The organism is Pseudomonas pharyngis (assembly GCF_021602345.1).
GTDB lineage: Bacteria > Pseudomonadota > Gammaproteobacteria > Pseudomonadales > Pseudomonadaceae > Aquipseudomonas > Aquipseudomonas pharyngis.
The window spans coordinates 280,173-299,242 of record NZ_BQID01000002.1 but is presented as its reverse complement, the minus strand read 5'-3'; the positions used below and the strand labels follow the sequence as shown (position 1 = coordinate 299,242).

General features: G+C 60.7%; 15 protein-coding genes. 12 read left to right on the top strand and 3 right to left on the bottom strand.

Annotated elements, in window-relative coordinates; genetic code table 11:
* Positions 1 to 19 precede the first annotated feature (19 nt).
* Positions 20 to 1,168: an acyltransferase family protein gene (locus L6D74_RS04945; RefSeq protein WP_236187945.1), complete on the top strand. Its 1,149-nt coding sequence runs from the start codon at positions 20 to 22 to the stop codon at positions 1,166 to 1,168.
* Between the two features lie 108 nt (positions 1,169 to 1,276).
* Here the strand turns inward: L6D74_RS04945 and L6D74_RS04940 are convergent, their stop codons facing one another.
* A complete protein-coding gene (locus L6D74_RS04940; RefSeq protein WP_236187943.1) occupies positions 1,277 to 2,185 on the bottom strand; it encodes a helix-turn-helix domain-containing protein in 909 nt (302 codons plus the stop codon).
* 161 nt (positions 2,186 to 2,346) lie between these two features.
* On the opposite strand from L6D74_RS04940, the gene L6D74_RS04935 reads away from it, so the two are divergent.
* From L6D74_RS04935 to L6D74_RS04915, 5 genes are all read left to right on the top strand, one after another.
* Positions 2,347 to 3,705 carry a glutamine synthetase family protein gene (locus L6D74_RS04935; RefSeq protein WP_236187936.1) on the top strand — a complete coding sequence of 453 codons (1,359 nt, stop codon included), beginning with the start codon at positions 2,347 to 2,349 and terminating at the stop codon, positions 3,703 to 3,705.
* Between the two features lie 90 nt (positions 3,706 to 3,795).
* Complete coding sequence (locus L6D74_RS04930) at positions 3,796 to 4,884, top strand: polyamine ABC transporter substrate-binding protein (RefSeq protein ID WP_236187931.1); 1,089 nt, start codon at positions 3,796 to 3,798, stop codon at positions 4,882 to 4,884.
* Positions 4,881 to 6,182 carry an NAD(P)/FAD-dependent oxidoreductase gene (locus L6D74_RS04925; protein WP_085646636.1) on the top strand — a complete coding sequence of 434 codons (1,302 nt, stop codon included), beginning with the start codon at positions 4,881 to 4,883 and terminating at the stop codon, positions 6,180 to 6,182. Before L6D74_RS04930 ends, L6D74_RS04925 begins: the two co-directional genes overlap by 4 nt.
* Positions 6,183 to 6,295: 113 nt before the next feature.
* Positions 6,296 to 7,951, top strand: a complete 1,656-nt coding sequence (locus L6D74_RS04920; RefSeq protein ID WP_074690527.1) for a PqiB family protein — start codon at positions 6,296 to 6,298, stop codon at positions 7,949 to 7,951.
* A 16-nt stretch (positions 7,952 to 7,967) separates the two neighbouring features.
* Positions 7,968 to 8,519 (top strand): PqiC family protein, encoded by a 552-nt coding sequence (locus L6D74_RS04915; protein ID WP_236187928.1) that lies wholly within the window; start codon positions 7,968 to 7,970, stop codon positions 8,517 to 8,519.
* On the opposite strand, the gene L6D74_RS04910 is transcribed toward L6D74_RS04915, so the two are convergent.
* The gene (locus L6D74_RS04910; RefSeq protein WP_236187923.1) at positions 8,477 to 9,790 is read right to left on the bottom strand and encodes a sensor histidine kinase; all 1,314 of its coding nucleotides are present in this window, start codon (positions 9,788 to 9,790) and stop codon (positions 8,477 to 8,479) included. The two genes, L6D74_RS04915 and L6D74_RS04910, sit on opposite strands and share 43 nt — an antisense overlap.
* 326 nt (positions 9,791 to 10,116) lie before the next feature.
* Here L6D74_RS04910 and pmrG point away from each other — a divergent pair, with 326 nt between their 5' ends.
* From pmrG to L6D74_RS04880, 6 genes are all read left to right on the top strand, one after another.
* Positions 10,117 to 10,770 carry a lipopolysaccharide core heptose(II)-phosphate phosphatase PmrG gene (pmrG, locus tag L6D74_RS04905; RefSeq protein WP_108562021.1) on the top strand — a complete coding sequence of 218 codons (654 nt, stop codon included), beginning with the start codon at positions 10,117 to 10,119 and terminating at the stop codon, positions 10,768 to 10,770.
* A 282-nt stretch (positions 10,771 to 11,052) separates the two neighbouring features.
* Complete coding sequence (arnT, locus tag L6D74_RS04900) at positions 11,053 to 12,762, top strand: lipid IV(A) 4-amino-4-deoxy-L-arabinosyltransferase (protein ID WP_236187918.1); 1,710 nt, start codon at positions 11,053 to 11,055, stop codon at positions 12,760 to 12,762.
* Entirely contained in the window at positions 12,759 to 14,288 is a 1,530-nt protein-coding gene (locus L6D74_RS04895) for an ArnT family glycosyltransferase (protein WP_236187915.1), read from the top strand. Before arnT ends, L6D74_RS04895 begins: the two co-directional genes overlap by 4 nt.
* 200 nt (positions 14,289 to 14,488) lie before the next feature.
* Positions 14,489 to 15,502, top strand: a complete 1,014-nt coding sequence (locus L6D74_RS04890; RefSeq protein ID WP_236187907.1) for an iron ABC transporter substrate-binding protein — start codon at positions 14,489 to 14,491, stop codon at positions 15,500 to 15,502.
* A gap of 3 nt (positions 15,503 to 15,505) precedes the next feature.
* Positions 15,506 to 17,101, top strand: a complete 1,596-nt coding sequence (locus L6D74_RS04885; protein WP_236187905.1) for an ABC transporter permease — start codon at positions 15,506 to 15,508, stop codon at positions 17,099 to 17,101.
* Positions 17,098 to 18,150, top strand: a complete 1,053-nt coding sequence (locus L6D74_RS04880; protein WP_236187903.1) for an ABC transporter ATP-binding protein — start codon at positions 17,098 to 17,100, stop codon at positions 18,148 to 18,150. Before L6D74_RS04885 ends, L6D74_RS04880 begins: the two co-directional genes overlap by 4 nt.
* Here the strand turns inward: L6D74_RS04880 and L6D74_RS04875 are convergent, their stop codons facing one another.
* Positions 18,151 to 19,041: a site-specific integrase gene (locus L6D74_RS04875; protein ID WP_011334252.1), complete on the bottom strand. Its 891-nt coding sequence runs from the start codon at positions 19,039 to 19,041 to the stop codon at positions 18,151 to 18,153.
* Positions 19,042 to 19,070 lie beyond the last annotated feature (29 nt).

Here is a 19,070-nt window from a genome sequence, read left to right as displayed (position 1 = left end):
CCAAGCCTGGGGCCAGACGATGAGCCGCCCCAACCGTCATAGCTTTCGCCTTGAGTCGATTTTCACTCGGCACAGTCGTCAGTTTTCAATCCGCGCTAAAACCCCGGAGCGCATGCACATGAACGACAGACGGCTGACAGAACTGGATTTGCTGCGCTTTCTTGCGGCGTTCGCGGTGGTGATCTTTCACTATGCGTTTCGCGGCTATGCGAGGGGTGAGATGTCGGTCATGCCCTATCCACTTTTGGCTGACGTTGCCAAATACGGTTATCTGGGCGTTGAACTGTTTTTCATGATCAGCGGATTCGTGATCCTGATGACGGCTTCGAGCAACAACCTCAAGGTGTTCTTCATTTCCCGCGTCATTCGTCTCTGCCCGGCGTTCTGGGTGTGTTGCACGATCACGTTTCTCATCACGCTGGCCATCGGGCAGCCACGATTTTCGGCCGATTTTTATCAGTACGTGATCAACCTGACCTTTCTGGGCGACCTGCTCGGTGTGCCCCCCATAGACGGGGTCTACTGGTCTCTGTTCGTCGAAATAAAGTTCTACCTGATGATCGCCGTCCTGCTGGCTTTCAAGAAGATAGAGAAAATAGAAACCTTCCTCGTACTCTGGCTGCTGATCTCGGCCGCAGCGGAAGTCTTTGCTTTCGAAAAACTGCGCTCGGTCTTGATCACCGACTACGCGGCCTATTTCATCGCTGGCGCCACGTTCTACATCATCTGGGACAAGGGTTTTACCAAATCCCGTATTTCCCTGCTGGCAGCCGCGCAGGCATTGGCCAGCTTCAACGCGATCAAGTGGGCCGAGTCGATTGAACTGAAATATTCGACCGAATACGACTCCTTGATCATCTGCGGTGTCATTGCCCTGTTTTTCATGACCTTCCTTTTTATCGCGACGCATAAGACGTCAGCCGTGGGGAAGTTCGACTGGACAGCATTGGGCGCACTGACTTACCCGCTTTACCTGCTGCATCAAATGATCGGCTTCATGATCTTCAACATCGCTTATCCGACTATCAATCCACACGTGCTGCTCTGGGGCACCATCGCTTTGATGATAGGTGCGTCCCATGTCATCCATAAGGAAATAGAAACCCCGATGGCCAGACTGATGAAAAGATCCCTTTCGTCCTCCTTCAAGCGTCTCAGAGTTGGTTAGCCGGTAACGCAACAGGCTTGGCAATATCGGCAGATGAAAAAGGCGGGAGAGGCTTCGGTGAATACCGAAACCTCTCCCGCCTTTTTTGTTTGTGGCGCAGAGCGCCCGTCACAAGGACGATGAACGCTTCAACGTCTCGCTCGGTAACTCCTTGAACAATGCTCGATAACTGCTTGAAAAACGGCCTAAATGCCAGAACGACCAATTCATCGCCACTTCCGCCACGGTGGTCTCCGCGGGCGAACGCTTGAGCAATTCGCGCCGCGCACTGTTGAGCCTGCGCAAACGCAGCCATTGGCTTGGCGACATCCCCGTATAGGCCTTGAAGGTCTGCTGCAACTGGCGCAGGGAAACCCCGGCGACCCGCGATAATTCCAGCAGATTGAGGGTTTCTTCCGGCGAATCCGCCGCCCACTCGCCCACGCGTTTGAGGGTGATTCGCTCCTCGGCGCGACGCTGCAAACCGCCGCCATCCAGACACACGCTCGCGTTGTCGAGGATGAACAGGCAATCCTCCAATAGCTGCTGAGTCAGTGCCTCTTTACTCGGCAGATCAAGGGCTTGCGACAACTTCGTGAGAGTCGAGCTTAACCAGCGGCTGAACAATCCATTCTGCGCGCCATTGAGCGGCGCCATGAACAGACCTTCCAGCCTGGCCACGTCCAGTCCGTTGCGCTGGACGAATTCCGGGCCGAACACCACGGCGATTTCCTGGTAGTTCTCCGGGGTGATCCAGATGTTGCGGCTCTCTTCATTGAGCAGATAGAGCGCGTTGTCGCTGCGATCGAAACAGAACGCCAGCGCCCCTTGCGGCGCGCTGAAATTCTGCTCGACCCGGGTGTTCATCTGTTCTTCGTAAACCTCCACACCCTGCAAATCCAGATAGCGGATCTGCCCGGCGAAATGCCCTGGCGACATCTGCTGGTAATGCTGCACCCAACCCGGCGTGGCGCGGATTTGTTCGGTGACATCGGCTGTGTTGAACGCTTGAACCTGAAGCGGATTGCACGTCGTCATGGGGAACCTTGCGCACTCTTTTGGTGCGCTTTGGTGCTGCTGAAAGTGGATAGATGGAACGGCAAGGCCCGCCCAAGATAGTCGTCAACGCGCCACAGGGGAAGCCTGCGAAAGATGAAATCGCGTTCCCCCGCGTCAACAAAACCAACGACGAGGTCTTTATGAATGCCCCTTTCGATCAGCTGTTCACATGGCTGAAAGATCACAAGATTACCGAAGTGGAATGCGTGGTCAGCGACCTGACCGGCATCGCCCGCGGCAAGATCGCACCGACCAACAAGTTCCTGCATGAGCGAGGCATGCGCCTGCCGGAAAGTGTGCTGCTGCAAACGGTAACCGGGGATTTTGTCGACGACGACATCTACTACGACCTGCTCGACCCGGCCGACATCGACATGGTCTGCAAGCCGGTGAGCGACGCGGTGTACGTGATTCCGTGGGCCATCGAGCCGACCGCCATCGTCATCCACGACACCTTCGACAAGTTCGGCAACCCGATCGAACTCTCGCCGCGCAACGTGCTGAAGAAAGTCCTGCAGCTGTACACCGACAAAGGCTGGAAGCCGATCGTGGCGCCGGAAATGGAGTTCTACCTGACCCAGCGCTGCGAAGACCCGGACTTGCCATTGAAAGCACCGCTGGGCCGTTCCGGTCGCGCCGAAAGCGGTCGTCAGTCGTTCTCCATCGACGCCGCCAACGAATTCGATCCGCTGTTCGAAGACGTCTACGACTGGTGCGAACTGCAAGGCCTGGACCTGGACACGCTGATCCACGAAGACGGCCCGGCGCAGATGGAAATCAACTTCCGCCACGGCGATGCACTGGATCTGGCCGACCAGATCACTGTGTTCAAACGCACCCTGCGTGAAGCCGCGCTCAAGCACAACGTGACCGCGACCTTCATGGCCAAGCCGATCGGCGATGAGCCCGGCAGCGCCATGCACCTGCACCAGAGCGTGGTCGAGATCGCCAGCGGCCAGCCGATTTTCGCCAATGCCGGCGGCAGCATGAGCGACCTGTTCCGCCATCACATCGGCGGTCTGCAGAAGTACATCCCGAAGGTGCTGCCGATGTTTGCGCCCAACGTGAACTCGTTCCGCCGTTTCCTGCCGGACACCTCGGCACCGGTCAACGTCGAATGGGGCGAAGAAAACCGCACCGTCGGCCTGCGTGTACCGACCTCCGGGCCCGAGGCGATGCGGGTTGAAAACCGTCTGCCGGGCGCCGACGCCAACCCGTACCTGGCCATCGCCGCGAGCCTGCTGTGCGGTTACATCGGCATGGTCGAAGGCATCGAACCGAGCGCTGCCGTCGAAGGTCGGGCCTACGAGCGCCGCAACCTGCGCCTGCCGATCACCATCGAAGAAGCCCTGACCCAGATGGAAGAGTGCGACACCGTCGCGCAGTACCTGGGCAGCAAGTTCGTGCGCGGCTACGTCGCGGTGAAACGCGCCGAACATGAAAACTTCAAGCGCGTGATCAGTTCCTGGGAGCGGGAGTTCCTGTTGCTGAGCGTGTAACCAACACCCGCCCTTGTGGGACCTGGCTTGCCAGCTCCCACAAGGGAACGTGCTCACCTGAAAAACCCAATAATTCGAAGAGGTGTCGATATGCGTCTGTTGAAATCCATGATCCCCGCCGCGCTGGCCCTGGCGTGCAGTGCCGGTGCCTTCGCCCAACCCCAGGTCAGCGTCTACAACTGGACCGATTACATCGGCGAAACCACCCTCGCCGACTTCCAGTCCAGCAGCGGGATCAAGGTGATTTATGACGTCTTCGACTCCAATGAAACCCTCGAAGGCAAACTGCTCGCCGGCCGCACCGGCTATGACGTGGTGGTGCCGTCCAACCACTTCCTCGCGCGTCAGGTAAAGGCCGGCGCGTTCCTCAAACTGGATCGCTCGCAACTGCCGAACTGGAAAAACCTCGACCCGAAACTGCTGGCCCTGCTTGAGAAGAACGATCCGGGCAACGAGCACTCGGTGCCGTACCTGTGGGGCACCAACGGCATCGGCTACAACGTCGACAAGGTCAAGCAAGTGCTGGGCATCGATCACATCGACTCCTGGGCCGTGCTGTTCGAACCGGAAAACCTGAAGAAACTCACCCAGTGCGGTGTGTCGATGATGGACTCGGCCGATGAAGTGTTCCCGGCGATCCTCAACTACATGGGCATGGACCCGCGCAGCGAGAAACCCGAGGACTACAAGAAGGCCGAAGAGAAACTGCTGAGCATCCGGCCGTACATCACCTATTTCCATTCCTCGAAGTACGTGTCCGACCTGGCCAACGGCGACATCTGCGTGGCCTTCGGTTATTCCGGCGACGTGTTCCAGGCCGCCAACCGCGCCAAGGAAGCCAAGAACGGCGTGAACATCGCGTACTCGACTCCCAAGGAAGGCGCGAACCTGTGGTTCGACCTGCTGGCGATTCCCGCCGACGCCGGCAACACCAGGGAAGCTCACGCGTTCATCAATTACCTGCTCGATCCGCAAGTGATCGCCAAGGTCAGCGCCTCGGTCGGCTACGCCAACCCGAACCCGGCGGCCAAGCAATACATGGATCCGGAGCTGGTCAACAATCCCGAGGTCTATCCGTCTCAGGAAGTCCTCGACAAGCTCTACATCTCCTCTACCCCGCCCCAGTCGATCATGCGTCTGATGACCCGGTCCTGGAGCAAAGTGAAGTCGAACAAATGAATCAGTACACCCAGGAACACGCCCGCTCCTATTACGCCGCGTCGGCCCGGGCCAGCACCCCCTATCCGGAACTGACGGGTGACTTGATTGCCGATGTCTGCGTGATCGGTGGCGGGTTCACCGGCGTCAATACGGCGATTGAACTGGCGCAGCGCGGGCTTTCGGTGATTCTGCTCGAAGCCCGGCGCATCGGCTGGGGCGCCAGCGGGCGCAATGGCGGGCAGTTGATTCGCGGGATCGGTCATGACGTAGAAGGCTTCGCCCGGCATGTCGGCAGCGAAGGCGTGCGCTACCTGCACCGAGCCGGGATCGACTCGGTGGAGCTGGTGCGCCAGCGCATCACCGACAACGCCATCGAGTGCGACCTGCGCTGGGGCTTCTGCGAACTGGCCAACACGCCAGCGCAGTTCGACGCCTTCAAGGCCGAGCAGGACAGCCTGGCGCAGTTGGGCTACCGCCATGAAACGCGGCTGGTTGCACCTGAGCTGATTCGTCAGCAAGTGGTGAACGCGGGGGTCTACAAGGGCGGCCTGATCGACATGGGCTCAGGCCATCTACATCCGCTGGATCTGGTGCAGGGTGAAGCGCGGCTGGCGGCATCTCTCGGGGTGAGGATTTTCGAGCAGAGCCCGGTGCTGGAAATTCTCCACGGCCCGACCGTTCAAGTCCGCACCCAGAGCGGCAGCGTGCGCGCCGGCAGTCTGGTACTCGGCTGCAACGCGCATCTGGACGAACTCGAACAGCAACTCAGCGGCAAGGTCCTGCCCGCCGGCAGCTACATCATCGCCACTGAACCGCTGCCGGCGGAACGCGCCGCCGAGCTGATTCCGCAGAACCTAGCGCTGTGCGACCAGAAAGTCGGCCTCGATTACTACCGGCTCTCGGCGGACCGACGCTTGCTGTTCGGTGGCGCCTGCCATTATTCGGGGCGGGATCCGACGGACATCGCCGCCTACATGCGACCAAAGATGCTCAAAGTGTTCCCGCAATTGGCGGATGTGCGCATTGACTATCAATGGGGCGGCAAGATCGGCATCACCGCCAATCGCTTCCCGCAGGTCGGCCGACTGAAACAGCACCCGAATGTGTTCTACGCCCAGGGCTATTCCGGCCATGGCCTGAACGTCACCCACTGGTGCGCCAAGCTGCTGGGCGAAGCAATTCATGCCGGTCACAGTCAGGGCATGGATGTGTTCAGCAGCGTGCCGCACATGACCTTCCCCGGCGGCCCGGCGCTGCGTTCGCCACTGCTGGCACTGGGCATGTTCTGGTATCGCCTGAGGGAACTGCTGGGATGACGCTTCCCGGTTAAAGCGGCCTGCGCATTTGCTCTATCGCGAAGCACTTCTATATTGATGAAGTGCTTTTGCGTTCCTGACGCTCAGTGCCCAACACACCCTGGAGGTCATGGATGGAGTCGTCAGCCGCCGATCAACCGCGAGCGCCCGGCCAGGCGCCGGTCAAGACCCGGCGTTTCAGCATTTCGCTGGTGTGGATCGTGCCGATCGTCGCGGTGCTGGTGGGCTTGTCGCTGGTGGTGCACAACCTGATGCAGGAAGGCCCCACCATCACCGTCACCTTCAAGACCGGCAGCGGCCTGACCGCCAACAAGACCGAAGTCAAATACCGCAACGTGGTCATCGGCCAGGTCACAGACGTCGAATTGAGCGACGACCAGAAAAGCGTCAACGCCACCATCAAACTGGCCAAGCAGGCCGAAACCTTTACCCGCGAAGATTCGCAGTTCTGGGTCGTCCGGCCGCGCATCGGTGCGGGCGGTGTCTCGGGCATCGATACGCTGCTTTCCGGTGACTACATCGGCGCCGACATCGGTCAGTCCAACTCGCGCTCGAAAAACTTCAAAGGCCTGGAAAATCCACCGCCGATCACCTACGGCGAGCCGGGCAAACGCTTCAACCTGCACGCCTCGGACCTCGGCTCGCTGGACATCGGCTCGCCGGTCTACTACCGCAAGATCCCGGTCGGCCAGGTGGTGGCCTACGCACTGGACGCCGATGGCAAAGGGGTGAACATCGAGGTGTTCATCCATGCGCCGAACGATGCCTACGTCACGGAAAACACCCGGTTCTGGAACGCCAGCGGGATTGACGTCAACGTCGGCGCCAACGGTTTTGCGGTGAAAACCGAATCGTTGTCGACCTTGCTGGTCGGCGGCATCGCTTTCCGCGCACCGGAATACAGCCCCAACGATGTCGCCGCCGCCGAAGAAAGGACTTACGACCTGTTCGACGACCAGCAAACCGCCCTCGCCCCGCCCAACGGCAAGGCGCAATACCTGACCCTACGTTTCGATCAGGCCCTGCGCGGGTTGAAAGTCGGCGCACCGGTGGAATTTCTCGGCATCGAGATCGGGCGGGTGGTCAGTGTCAACCTGGATTTCGACGCGAAGAAACGCAGCTTCCCGCTCAACGTCGGCATCGTGATTTACCCGCAACGCCTCGGCCAGGCTCACGTCAAGATGCTCAAGGTACTCGAGCACAATCCGGACGACGAAGCCGCCGCCGTGCGCCTGATCGGCACCTTTATCGACAACGGTCTGCGCGCCCAGGCCCGCAGCGGCAATCTGCTGACCGGCCAGTTGTACATCGCGCTGGATTTCTTCCCCAAAGCCGAAAAAGTCGCGTTCGACCCGACCGCCCGCCCGATCAGCGTTCCGACCGTCCCCGGCAGCCTCGAACAGTTGCAGGAAAAACTCGAAGCGATGATCGACAAGCTCAACAAGCTGCCGGTGGAACGGATTGCCGGCAACCTCGACAGCAACCTCGTGGAATTGCGCAAAGGCTTGACCCAGTTCAATGCCAGGACCCTGCCCGGCGTGCAGAACACCCTCGCCGACCTGAGCAAGACCCTGCAGTCGGCCAGCTCGACCCTGGCCGAAGATTCGCCGCAACGCGAACAACTGACCGAGACCCTCGACGAGCTTGGGCGCATGTCGCGTTCGTTGCGTGAACTGTCCGATTACCTGGGCCGTCATCCGGAATCGTTGATTCGCGGCCGTCCCGACAACGCCCCGCCGCTGGACCTCAAAGGGCCGCCGCGCAACTGAGCACAGGAGCTGTCCCATGGCTTTAAAGCTGAAGTTCACCGTGCTCGCGATCGGCCTGCTGCTGGGCGCCTGCAAAAGCGCCCCGATCAGCTTTCATACCCTGACGCCGACGCAACCGATGGCCGGCCGCGCCGGTTCGGAAATCGCCATCGAAGGCATCAGCGTGCCGCCGCAGGTCGACCGGCCGCAAATCGTCATCCGCCAGGGCAACAGCGGCCTGGCGATTCTGGAGACCGAATGGTGGGGCGCCAGCCTCAGCGATGAATTGCGCAGCGCACTGATGGATCAACTGAGTAATGCCGGCGGCCCGCGCAAAACCTCCGTGCGCATTGATGTGCAACGCTTCGATTCGATTCCCGGGCAATACGGGCTGATCGACGTCAAATGGCGCCTGCGCCAGGCCAACGCAGGCGACGACGCCCTGCTCGCTTGCCGCTCGCTGCTGCAAACCCCGTCCGGGCCGACCATCGACGATCTGGTGGTGGCCCAGCAGAACAACGTCAAGCGCCTGGCTGCGTTGATCGGTCAGGCGGCGGGCACTGCGCGGGGCTGTCCACCGGCGTCCTGAGCGGGCGTCTTCAAAAGGACGGTAAAGCGACAACCGTGGGGCTCACGGGTTGTCAGGTCGACCTGCCAGTGCTCGCGATTGCAAATCCGCTGCACCAGTGACAACCCCAGCCCAAGCCCCTCGCCTCGACGCTCGTCACCCCGCACGAATGGCTGGAACATCGCTTGTCGGCGTTCTTCGGGAATGCCGATGCCACTGTCCTCAACCACAAACCCGCATTCCCCGACGGTCAGCCTCACAAAACCCTGATCGGTGTAATGCCAGGCATTGCGCAGCAGGTTACCCATCACTGACTGCAAAAAGGTCTGGTTGTAACGAGCCGTGCCGGCCGGATTGATGTCGCAGAAAAATTCCAGCCCTTTTTCGCGGATCAGCCGTCCCCAGATCTCCGCCTGAACGCGTGCAACCTCCCCGAGGGAAACGCAAATGTCGCCACCGGTATCTTCCTGCGAGCGGGCGAGCATGAGGAAGGTGTCCACCAACTGACGCATTTCATGGCTGGCCCGGGCGATGCGGTTGACCTGCGCGGCCGAGCGGGTATCGAGCGACGGATTGGCGAGCAGCAACTCGCAGGCACCGCCGAGCACCATCAACGGTGTGCGAAGTTCATGGCTCACGTCGCTGGTGAAGAGCTTTTCGCGGCTCAGTGTTTCGCGCAGCCGGCCCAGTGTCTGATCGAACGACAGTGCCAGTTCTCCGACTTCGTCCGCCGCGTAGTCCGGATGCAGGGGCGGCGCCAGCACCAGTAACTGGTCGCGGTGACGCACCTGCCGCGCCAGGCGAATGACCGGGGCCATCACCCGTCGCGCCAGCAATCGACCCAGCACAATCGCCAGCAGAATGCTCAGGATGAACCCGACCGCCACCACAATGAACAACAGACGCTCACGCTGTTCGAGACTTTCCTGATCACGCAACAGCACGTACTTGCGTCCGCCCACCATCTCGACCATGGCGAAAAAGCCATCGCCCTCGAACATGACCTCCTGAAACCCCGGCGACAGCGCCGCCAGTGACGGGACCAGCGCCATGGCGCCCGGCCCGCCTTCGAAGAAAAACAGCTCGCTCTTTTCCGGTCGATGGCTCCAGCGACTGATGTCATCCATTGCCAGCAAACGATGCAGACCGCCCATCAAGGTCGTGGCCGTCAACTTGTGTTCCACCACATGCACGGTGGCTACGATTCCCAGCGCAAATACGCCGGCCACCAGCGCACTCATCGAGGCGAATACGATGACGATCCGTTTCGTCAGGCTTTGCTTGAAATCCATTCGGCTGGAGGACTCCACCTCGGTTATCAGACTCAGCGGTCAACATCAGGTGTGTACTCAATAGATGGACCGAACAGATTCAGCTTCACCTCAAACAGCAACAGTTGTTAAGCCAGCCCGGTAAAAAAAGCGTATTTGAGTCTGGTTATCAGAAACTTGATTAATTGCACATTTTCAACTCCCGCAAATTTTTCACATGTTCTTCACTGCGGCCCGACGTGAATAGTCCCAACATTCAGCCAGCATTCAAGTACGCAACCATAAAGTTGATTAAATCGCAGGCCAGTTGCGCCTGCGAAGTTAAGGGGCATGGCGTGGAGCGACAGATGCTATTAACAGCAGTCTATAAACAACGTCGAATATTGCGACCTGGAAAACTGCTGACAGTCATCGGTGCAGGGGTGGCGATTGCACTGGTCAGCGGCTTTGTCTGGGTAACCCGCTCCCCCATTGATCTGGGCCACGCGGGGCAGGCCTCAAGGGCTGATTGGACCAGGGCCTGGCAGGCGGGCGAAGTGGTGGCACTGGTGCGCCATGCTGAACGTTGCGACCGCTCCGACCATCTTTGTCTGGGCCCGGAAGACGGCATCACTCAGGTAGGCAATGACTCGGCTGTGCGAGTGGGCAAGGGTTTCACGAGCCTGGGCATGCAGCAGGCACAGGTATTCACCAGCCCGCTGACCCGGACCGTGCAAACGGCGCGTGCCATGTTCGGGCAGGACGCTACTGCACAGACCTGGCTTGAATCCTGCGGTTCGTCGCTGCGTAACGAGGTGGTGGCGCACAAAGTTGCACAGCGCAATCTGGTGCTGGTCACCCACAGCGGCTGCATCAGCGACTTTGAAAAACAGACCGGTTTTCCCCATGCGATCGCCGCTGATTATGGAAGCACGCTGTTTGTTCGCATTGATGCCAAGGGGCAACTTAAAGTGCTGGGCATTCTGAATGCCGAGGCCTGGTCTCAACTCAATAGTGATTAACGTCCTGGTTACAGCTAATTAATAGTTTTGAGCTGTTTTTAATTAAACAAAGCACACTTCATTAAATTGTAATGAGAAATGTATCTGCCCCCCGACTTGCTGGACAGCTGGTTTTTTCATGCTTGGCTATATCGCGAGAACTTCGGCCTGGAGGTACGACAGTTCTCTGGATACAGGAAATGCCCCGACACCTGCATTCATTCAACACGATGACTCGCCCGCTCAGGAACACGCCGGGCAGGTCATCGACATCAGAACTTCGTACGGTACCAAGGCTTTGTCATGACGTCTGAAAACAACCCGCTGCGACACACTGCCCTTTTCCCTTCGACGACTGCGGTCGAACGCTGGGCCATCCCCGGCCTCATTCTGGCGTTCGTAATGTTTTACCTGCTGCCATTGATGAGCCACGGCCTGTGGATCCCCGATGAAACCCGCTACGGCCAGATCAGCCAGGAAATGCAGCTGAGCGGTAATTGGGTCGCCCCGCACTTCATGGGCATCCGTTATTTCGAGAAGCCGATTGCCGGCTACTGGATGATTGCCATCGGCCAGGCGATTTTCGGTGACAACCTGTTCGGCGTACGCATTGCTTCGGCGCTGAGTACCGGAGTGAGTGTCTGGCTGACCTACCTGCTGGCCCGTCGACTCTGGAACAACCCGCGTATAAGCGTCGCGAGCGCCCTGCTGTACATGAGTTTCGGGCTGATCGCAGGTCAGGCCGGCTATGCCAACCTCGATCCGCAATTCACCTTGTGGGTCAACCTGAGCATGGTGGCTGTGTGGTTTGCCATCGACAGCCGCACGCCCCGCGCTCGCCTGGGTGGCTGGGCACTGCTGGGTGTTGCGTGCGGCATGGGTCTGATGACCAAAGGGTTCCTGGCCCTGCTGTTGCCCGTGCTGATCGCCCTGCCCTACATGGTCTGGCAACGACGGTTCGGTGAGCTGGTGCGTTACGGACTGGTCGCCGTGGTGGTCTGCGCCCTCGTCAGCCTGCCATGGGTATTGGCGGTCCATTACCGGGAACCGGACTTCTGGCGGTTCTTCTTCTGGCACGAACACATCCGTCGTTTCGCCGCCGGTGACGACGCGCAACATGCCCGCCCGTGGTGGTTCTACCTGCCCTTGCTGTTTGCCTCGACCCTGCCCTGGGCGCTGCTTCTGCCTTCGACCCTGCTGCGCATGTGGCGCGAAAAGCGTGAGGTAAAAACCGCGTACCTGGCACTGTGGTTCCTGCTGCCACTGGCATTTTTCAGCCTCAGCAGCGGCAAACTTCCTACGTACATCATGCCGTGCCTGCTTCCCGTCGCGCTGTTGATGGGGCAGACCGTGGTCAAGTGGCTGGATCAACGCAATGGCCGGCTCTTGCGTCTGAACGGTGTGATCAACACGGTGCTCGCCAGTGCTGCGCTGGTGGCCCTGCTCTATCTTCAGGCCACGAAGGAAATCTACGAAAACACCGAGATGTTCGGCCTGTCGCTGGCTTATATCGTGCTGGTGGGCTGGATCATCGCCAACGCCTTGCAAGTGCTGCGGCCACTGACATTGTGGGCAATGCCGGCGCTGGGCATCGGCCTGCTCGTGGCGTTGCTGCCCGCCGCCATGCCGGCGCAGATCGTCAACAGCAAGATGCCGGATCAGTTCATTGCCGAGCATCAACGGGAACTGAGTGAAACCGCGTCCCTGCTGAGCAACGACCTGGGGGCGGCCTCGGCGCTGGCGTGGCGTTTGAAACGCCCGCAAGTGGACCTGTTCAATACCATCGGCGAATTGAAATACGGCCTCGAAGACCCGGCCATGGCGGCACGCAAAGTCACCCTGGACAGCGTCGGCCAGTGGATGACTGACGCGCGGAAAAAAGGCGCCGTCGGTGTGGTCTTGCGCGTCAACAGTACGCAGGAAGAACAGGAAGTCGAATTGCTGCCCGTGGACGGCAAACATTATCGGCGCGGCAATCTGCACATTTTCATCTTTGCGCAGAAACAGCCATGACGGTGCGCAACAACGACCGCGTCGCCCTGTTGCTCCTGCTGGCGGCCAGCGCCCTGATGTTGCTGCTCGGCCTTGGCAACCGCGAACTGTGGGGCGCGGAAACCCGCTGGGCCAACATCGCGTTGCAGATGCTGCAAAGCGGCGATTACTTCGACCCGTACCTCAAGGGCGATCCCTACTACGACAAGCCGTTACTGTCGTACTGGCTGATCACAGCAACCGCGTGGTTGACCGGTGGCCTGAATCACTGGTCGCTGCGCCTGCCTTCGGTGGTGTCCGCGTGGTTAAGCGTGTGGCTGGTATATCGGCTGGGCGATCAGTTGTTTCGCAAGGGCACGGGACTGATCGCCGGGTGGATGCTGGCGACCAACTTCTACTTCGTGTTTTGGGCACGGGTCGCCACGGCCGACATTCTGACCGTGTGCGGGGTGCTGGCAGCAGTCTGGTGGTATTGGCGCGGTCCTGAAGACACCCGGTTTTCGCGCTACGTGGTGTTCTGCGGTTTGCTGGCCCTGACCTCACTGTTCAAGGGGCTGATCGGCTTTATCCTGCCGGGACTGGTGCTGCTGCCGCACCTGTTGCATGAAGGCCGCTGGAAGCGTCATCTCAATCTACGTCTGCTGGCAGCGCTGGTGATTGCCGGGGCGTTCTACATGACGCCGTTCCTGCTGTCCCACTTCTACGGCGCGCCGAACTACGGGGAAAGCGGCCTCGGGCTGGTCTTGCGGGAAAACGTCGTACGGTTTTTCCAGCCATTCGACAACATCGGCCCGATCTACACCTATTTGCTGTACCTGCCGATTTATACCCTGCCCTGGGCGCCGTGCTGGATCATTGCCTTGTGGGTCGCAGCGCGGCACTGGAAACACATCGAACCGGACACCCGCTGGCTGATTCAGAGCCTGGGGTTATTAATGCTGTTCTTCACGGCCAGCGGCAGCCGACGCAGTTATTACGTGCTGCCACTGGTGCCGTTCGCGCAACTGCTCGGGGCGTGGTGGATCACCCGGCGTCTGGCGGATCGAAATGCCGCAGGCCCGTTCGGCGGACGTGGTTTGAAAATCGGTTTCGGCGTGGCCACTGTCCTGCTGCTCGGCATACTCGGTGTGCTTTACCCGTGGACCAACAGCGGAGGCGGTGCAATCCGTTTCGGCGAAACCGTGCGCCTGCAAGCCAGCCAACGCGCTCCCTTGAGTCAATGGCATCTGGTCATGGTCGAGGTCGACAATAAAGTGCCGATGTACCTGCAGACCGGCGGTGCGCCGTTCTACTACGTGCCGCAGAGCCGGGATTTCCCGCGCGACGGCGATACCGCAGCCATGATCGCCTGGCTGGAACGCACCAGCGGCCAGCACTGGGATCCGCAACGGACCCTCTTTATCGCCCAGTACCGCACCGGCGATCCCGTTCCGCTGAGTCACCTCAGCCGCGATCATCAGGTCATTACCACCACGCCCACCCGCGGCGAACAGCTGTTCCACGGTCGCGAAGATCAAAGCGTGGCCTACCTCCCCCAAGGCTCCTGAAAGACGGCGCCGGGTTCGCCCGGCGTCCCCGCCGAGTGACTGCTAACCTGAATGGCAATGACATGTATTAACGGTTGTTTTGACGTTTTTTTCTCATTTGCCTCTCTACATTGCCAGCCAGCCAACATATGCAAATCATTCGCATTGAAACTCCCGCGAATGCTTGCCCATAACGTCTAAAAACAGGAGCTGCCCCCGCCATGAGTCCATCCCTTCCGTCCTTTCTGAAACAGGCCGCGCTGGCGACTGCGCTGCTCGCGGCCGGTCAGGTGTTTGCCGCCGACTCCGTCGGCCTTGTGGTCTACAACGCCCAGCACGAAACCCTGACCAAGGCATGGGTCGCCGGCTTCACCGAGGAAACCGGGATCCCGGTCACCGTGCGCAACGGCGACGACACGGAAATGGGCAACCAGATTGTCCAGGAAGGCGCGTCTTCTCCTGCCGACGTATTCCTGACGGAAAACTCCCCGGCCATGGTGCTGGTGGACAACGCCAAGCTGTTCGCGCCGGTGGCTCCGGCGACTCTTGAGCAAGTCGACGCGGCGTATCGCCCGGCCCACGGCCAATGGGTCGGTATCGCCGCGCGCTCCACGGTGTTCGTCTATAACCCGGCCAAACTGCCGGAAAAGGACCTGCCCAAATCCCTGATGGACCTCGCGAGCCCAGCCTGGAAAGGTCGCTGGGCCGCGTCGCCTGCCGGTGCGGATTTCCAGGCCATCGTCGCCGCCGTGCTGGAACAGAAAGGCGAAGCCGCCACCCTCGAATGGCTCAAGGGCATGAAAGCCAACTTCACCGCCTATCGTGGCAACAGCTCGGTGCTCAAAGCGGTGAACGCCGGCCAGGTGGACAGCGGCGTGATCTACCACTATTACGCATTCGTCGATCAGGCCAAGACCGGCGAAAACAGCAAGAACACTGCCCTGCACTACTTCAAGCATCAGGACCCGGGCGCGTTCGTGAGCATTTCCGGCGGCGGCGTGCTGGCTTCCAGCAAACACCAGGAGGAGGCGCAGAAATTCCTCCAGTACATCACCGGCAAACAAGGCCAGGAAGTGCTGCGCACCGGCAATTCCTTTGAATACGCCGTGGGCAAGGACACTGCTTCCAACCCAAAACTGGTGCCGTTGAAGGACCTGGACGCGCCGAAAGTCGATGCATCGAAGCTCGACAGCAAGAAAGCAGTCGAACTGATGACCCAGGCAGGACTGCTGTAATTGATGCCTGAAACTCTACCGGCGGGGATCGCTGCGGCGCCCTCCGCCCATTTGTCACGCCGGCCCCGCGCCCTCAATGGGCGCGGAAGTCCGTGGGTGGTCGTGCTGGCCATCGCGGTGTCGCTGTTGTCGCTGCTGCCGATCGGTTTTGTGGTCGGCGTGTCGTGGTACACCGGCTGGGCGACCATCGAAGCCTTGATCTTCCGTCCGCGGGTCGCCGAGTTGCTGATCAACACTGTGTTGCTGGTCCTGATCACGCTGCCGATCTGCATCGTGCTCGGCACCACCCTGGCCTGGCTGACCGAGCGCACCGATCTGCCGGGGCGACGGCTTTGGTCATTGCTGGCGGTGGCGCCGCTGGCGGTGCCGGCGTTCGTGCACAGCTACGCGTGGGTCAGCCTGATTCCGTCGATCAATGGATTACCGGCCGGGGTGCTGGTGTCGGTGATCGCCTATTTTCCGTTCCTCTATCTGCCGATTGCGGCGACGTTACGTCGTCTCGATCCAGCGATTGAAGACGTCGCCGAATCCCTCGGCCTCAAGCCATGGGCGGTATTTTTCCGGGTGGTGTTGCCGCAACTGCGGCTGGCGATCTGCGGCGGTGCGTTGCTGGTCGGCCTGCATCTGCTGGCCGAATATGGCCTGTACGCAATGATCCGTTTCGACACCTTCACCACGGCGATCTTCGACCAGTTCAAATCGACCTTTAACGGCCCGGCCGCCAACATGCTCGCCAGTGTTCTGGCGTTGTGCTGCCTGGCGATGCTGGTGGTGGAATCCGGCGCCCGTGGTCATGCGCGATACGCCCGCGTCGGCTCCGGTAGCGCTCGCGAACAACGCACCGTGCGCCTGCAACGACGCACTACCGCGCTGGGATTGTGCCTGCAAGGCGTGACCTGCCTGCTGGCCCTCGGCGTGCCGATGCTGACGTTGGGCAAATGGCTGATCGCCGGCGGTGCCGAGGTCTGGCAAGGCGAAGAACTGCTGCCGGCATTGCTTCAGACCCTGTCATTCGGCGTGGCCGGCGCGCTGTTGACCAGTCTGGCGGCAATCCCGATTGCATGGCTGTCGATCCGCGCCCCCGGCAAACTGCAACGCCTGCTCGAAGGCTGCAACTACATCACCAGCGCACTGCCGGGGATTGTCGTGGCGCTGGCGCTGGTCACCGTGACCATCCATTTCGCCCGACCGATCTACCAGACCACCATTACCGTGCTGCTGGCCTACCTGCTGATGTTCCTGCCCCGCGCGCTGGTCAGCCTGCGCGCCGGGTTTGCACAGGCCCCGGTGGAGCTGGAAAACATCGCACAAAGCCTTGGTCGCTCACCGTTGCGCGCCCTGTGGCTGATTACCTTGCGCCTCGCTGCACCCGGTGCGGCGGCGGGCGCAGCGCTAGTGTTTCTGGCGATCACCAATGAACTGACCGCGACCCTGCTGCTCGCGCCCAACGGCACGCGCACCCTGGCCACCGGTTTCTGGGCCATGACCAGCGAAATCGACTACGCCGCCGCAGCGCCTTACGCACTGCTGATGGTGCTGCTGTCGCTGCCGCTCACGGCCATCCTCTATCACCAATCCAGGCGCAGTGCCGGCCGATGAACGCTCTCGACATCATCAATCTCAGCAAATCCTTCGGCGCACAAACGGCGCTGGACTCCATCAACCTGTCCGTCCCGACCGGCAGCCGCACGGTAATCGTCGGCCCTTCGGGCTCCGGCAAGACCACCCTGTTGCGGATGATCGCCGGGTTCGAATTCCCCGACGCCGGCAGTCTGACGCTCAACGGCCAGACCCTGGTCGACCGCACCCACGCCGTGCCCGCGTATCAGCGGCAGATCGGTTACGTGCCGCAGGACGGCGCGCTGTTCCCGCACATGACCGTGGCCGACAACATCGGTTTCGGCTTGGCAGAAACCGGCAGCGCCAGAGCCGAACGTATTCAGGCGCTGATGGACAACGTCGCCCTGAACGCCGACATGGCCACACGCTGGCCCCACGAGTTGTCCGGCGGCCAACAGCAGCGGGTGTCCCTCGCCCGGGCACTGGCCCAACGTCCACGCCTGATGCTGCTCGACGAACCCTTTTCCGCCCTCGACACCGGCCTGCGCGGCGCCATGCGCAAAATGGTCGCGCGCCTGCTGGAGGATGCCGGCGTGACCACGATTCTGGTGACCCACGATCAGGGCGAAGCGCTGTCGTTCGCCGATCAGTTGGCGGTCATGCGTGACGGGCGTCTGGTGCAGTCGGGCCATCCGATGGACCTCTACCGCTACCCCAACGATGAGCAAACTGCGCATTTTCTCGGCGAAGCCGTGGTCATGCCCGCCCGGATCGAAGCCGGCTGGGCGCACTGCGACCTGGGCCGGGCGATGGTCAACAGCAACGGGTTTTCCGGCGCCGCGCAGATCATGCTGCGGCCCGAGCAACTGCAACTCTCGGACATTCCCGCCGACCCGGACGGCTGCCACGCAGTGGTGACGGATCGAGACTTTGGCGGCAACGTCTGCACCCTGACGGTGGAGCTGCGCGCGCAAGCCAGCCCCGGTCGCTCACTGCTGGTGCGCAGCTCCGGCATGCACGCGCCACCGGCCGGCAGCGCCGTGCAATTGTCCATTCTGGGGGCGGCCCACGTCTTTGCAACGCCCTGACTACAGGTCGAAGCGATCCACCGCGCGGCGCCGCTCGTTGTCGTCGCGCACGTCGTAGTTGGCGGTCGTCTGGATATTGCTGTGGTGGGCGAGCTTCTGGGCAATCGACAGGTCATGCTCCTCGATCACCCGTGTGATGAACGAACGGCGGAAATCATGGGGCATGATCTTCACCCCGACCTGGGTGCCGCGCTGGCGGGCGATGTAATAGATCGCGTGCTTGGTAATGCGCTCGCGGGTGATGTGGCTGCCACGGCGAATGCGGTTGAACAGAAACGCGTCGTCGCTCTCGCCCTCCTTGAGTTCCGAACGACGAAACTCCAGCCAGGCATTCAGTTTGGCGAACGCCCACGCCGGCGCGTATTTGATCAGTTGTTTATTGCCCTTGGCGGTGACACACAAACTGCGCTCGTTGAAATCGACCTGATTGAGATCCAGATCCACCGACTCCGACTTGCGCATGCCAGTGCCGTACAACAGCGCAATCACCGCCGCATCGCGCAAACCCTGTGGTCGCGGATCAGCGGCGCAGACTTCCATCAATTCATGAATCAGCGTGCGCTTCAGATTGCGCCCCTGGGACAGTCGCGTGCCGGCAATGCCTTTGACCGAGCGCATCTTCAATAGATGTTCCTGGCTGATAAGACTCATGCGCCAGGCTTCATTCATCACACCGCGAATGGCGTTTACATACAGCGAAGAAGTATTCGGTGCGTAATTATCGGCGCGCAATGCAGCGACTAATGCAACCACATCTTCCGGTTGCAGCGCATGCCAGGGAATTTCTTCGACGTTCATGTCTTCGAAACCGAGACGGTCGGCGGCATCTTGTAAAACGTACCGCATGGTGAGTTGGCTGGAGGGAGCCAGACGCGCCAGATACACGGTCATCGGGTTGGTTTTCAGGGGGTCGGGGGATG

Excerpts from the sequence above, each read along its gene's own strand:
- L6D74_RS04940 (WP_236187943.1), bottom strand. The coding sequence starts at position 2,185 with ATGACGACGTGCAATCCGCTTCAGGTTCAAGCGTTCAACACAGCCGAT.
- L6D74_RS04885 (WP_236187905.1), top strand. The coding sequence starts at position 15,506 with ATGCCTGAAACTCTACCGGCGGGGATCGCTGCGGCGCCCTCCGCCCAT.
- L6D74_RS04945 (WP_236187945.1), top strand. The coding sequence starts at position 20 with ATGAGCCGCCCCAACCGTCATAGCTTTCGCCTTGAGTCGATTTTCACT.
- L6D74_RS04875 (WP_011334252.1), bottom strand. The coding sequence starts at position 19,041 with ATGACCGTGTATCTGGCGCGTCTGGCTCCCTCCAGCCAACTCACCATG.
- pmrG (WP_108562021.1), top strand. The coding sequence starts at position 10,117 with ATGCTATTAACAGCAGTCTATAAACAACGTCGAATATTGCGACCTGGA.
- L6D74_RS04915 (WP_236187928.1), top strand. The coding sequence starts at position 7,968 with ATGGCTTTAAAGCTGAAGTTCACCGTGCTCGCGATCGGCCTGCTGCTG.
- arnT (WP_236187918.1), top strand. The coding sequence starts at position 11,053 with ATGACGTCTGAAAACAACCCGCTGCGACACACTGCCCTTTTCCCTTCG.
- L6D74_RS04890 (WP_236187907.1), top strand. The coding sequence starts at position 14,489 with ATGAGTCCATCCCTTCCGTCCTTTCTGAAACAGGCCGCGCTGGCGACT.
- L6D74_RS04920 (WP_074690527.1), top strand. The coding sequence starts at position 6,296 with ATGGAGTCGTCAGCCGCCGATCAACCGCGAGCGCCCGGCCAGGCGCCG.
- L6D74_RS04895 (WP_236187915.1), top strand. The coding sequence starts at position 12,759 with ATGACGGTGCGCAACAACGACCGCGTCGCCCTGTTGCTCCTGCTGGCG.
- L6D74_RS04925 (WP_085646636.1), top strand. The coding sequence starts at position 4,881 with ATGAATCAGTACACCCAGGAACACGCCCGCTCCTATTACGCCGCGTCG.
- L6D74_RS04910 (WP_236187923.1), bottom strand. The coding sequence starts at position 9,790 with ATGGATTTCAAGCAAAGCCTGACGAAACGGATCGTCATCGTATTCGCC.
- L6D74_RS04880 (WP_236187903.1), top strand. The coding sequence starts at position 17,098 with ATGAACGCTCTCGACATCATCAATCTCAGCAAATCCTTCGGCGCACAA.
- L6D74_RS04935 (WP_236187936.1), top strand. The coding sequence starts at position 2,347 with ATGAATGCCCCTTTCGATCAGCTGTTCACATGGCTGAAAGATCACAAG.
- L6D74_RS04930 (WP_236187931.1), top strand. The coding sequence starts at position 3,796 with ATGCGTCTGTTGAAATCCATGATCCCCGCCGCGCTGGCCCTGGCGTGC.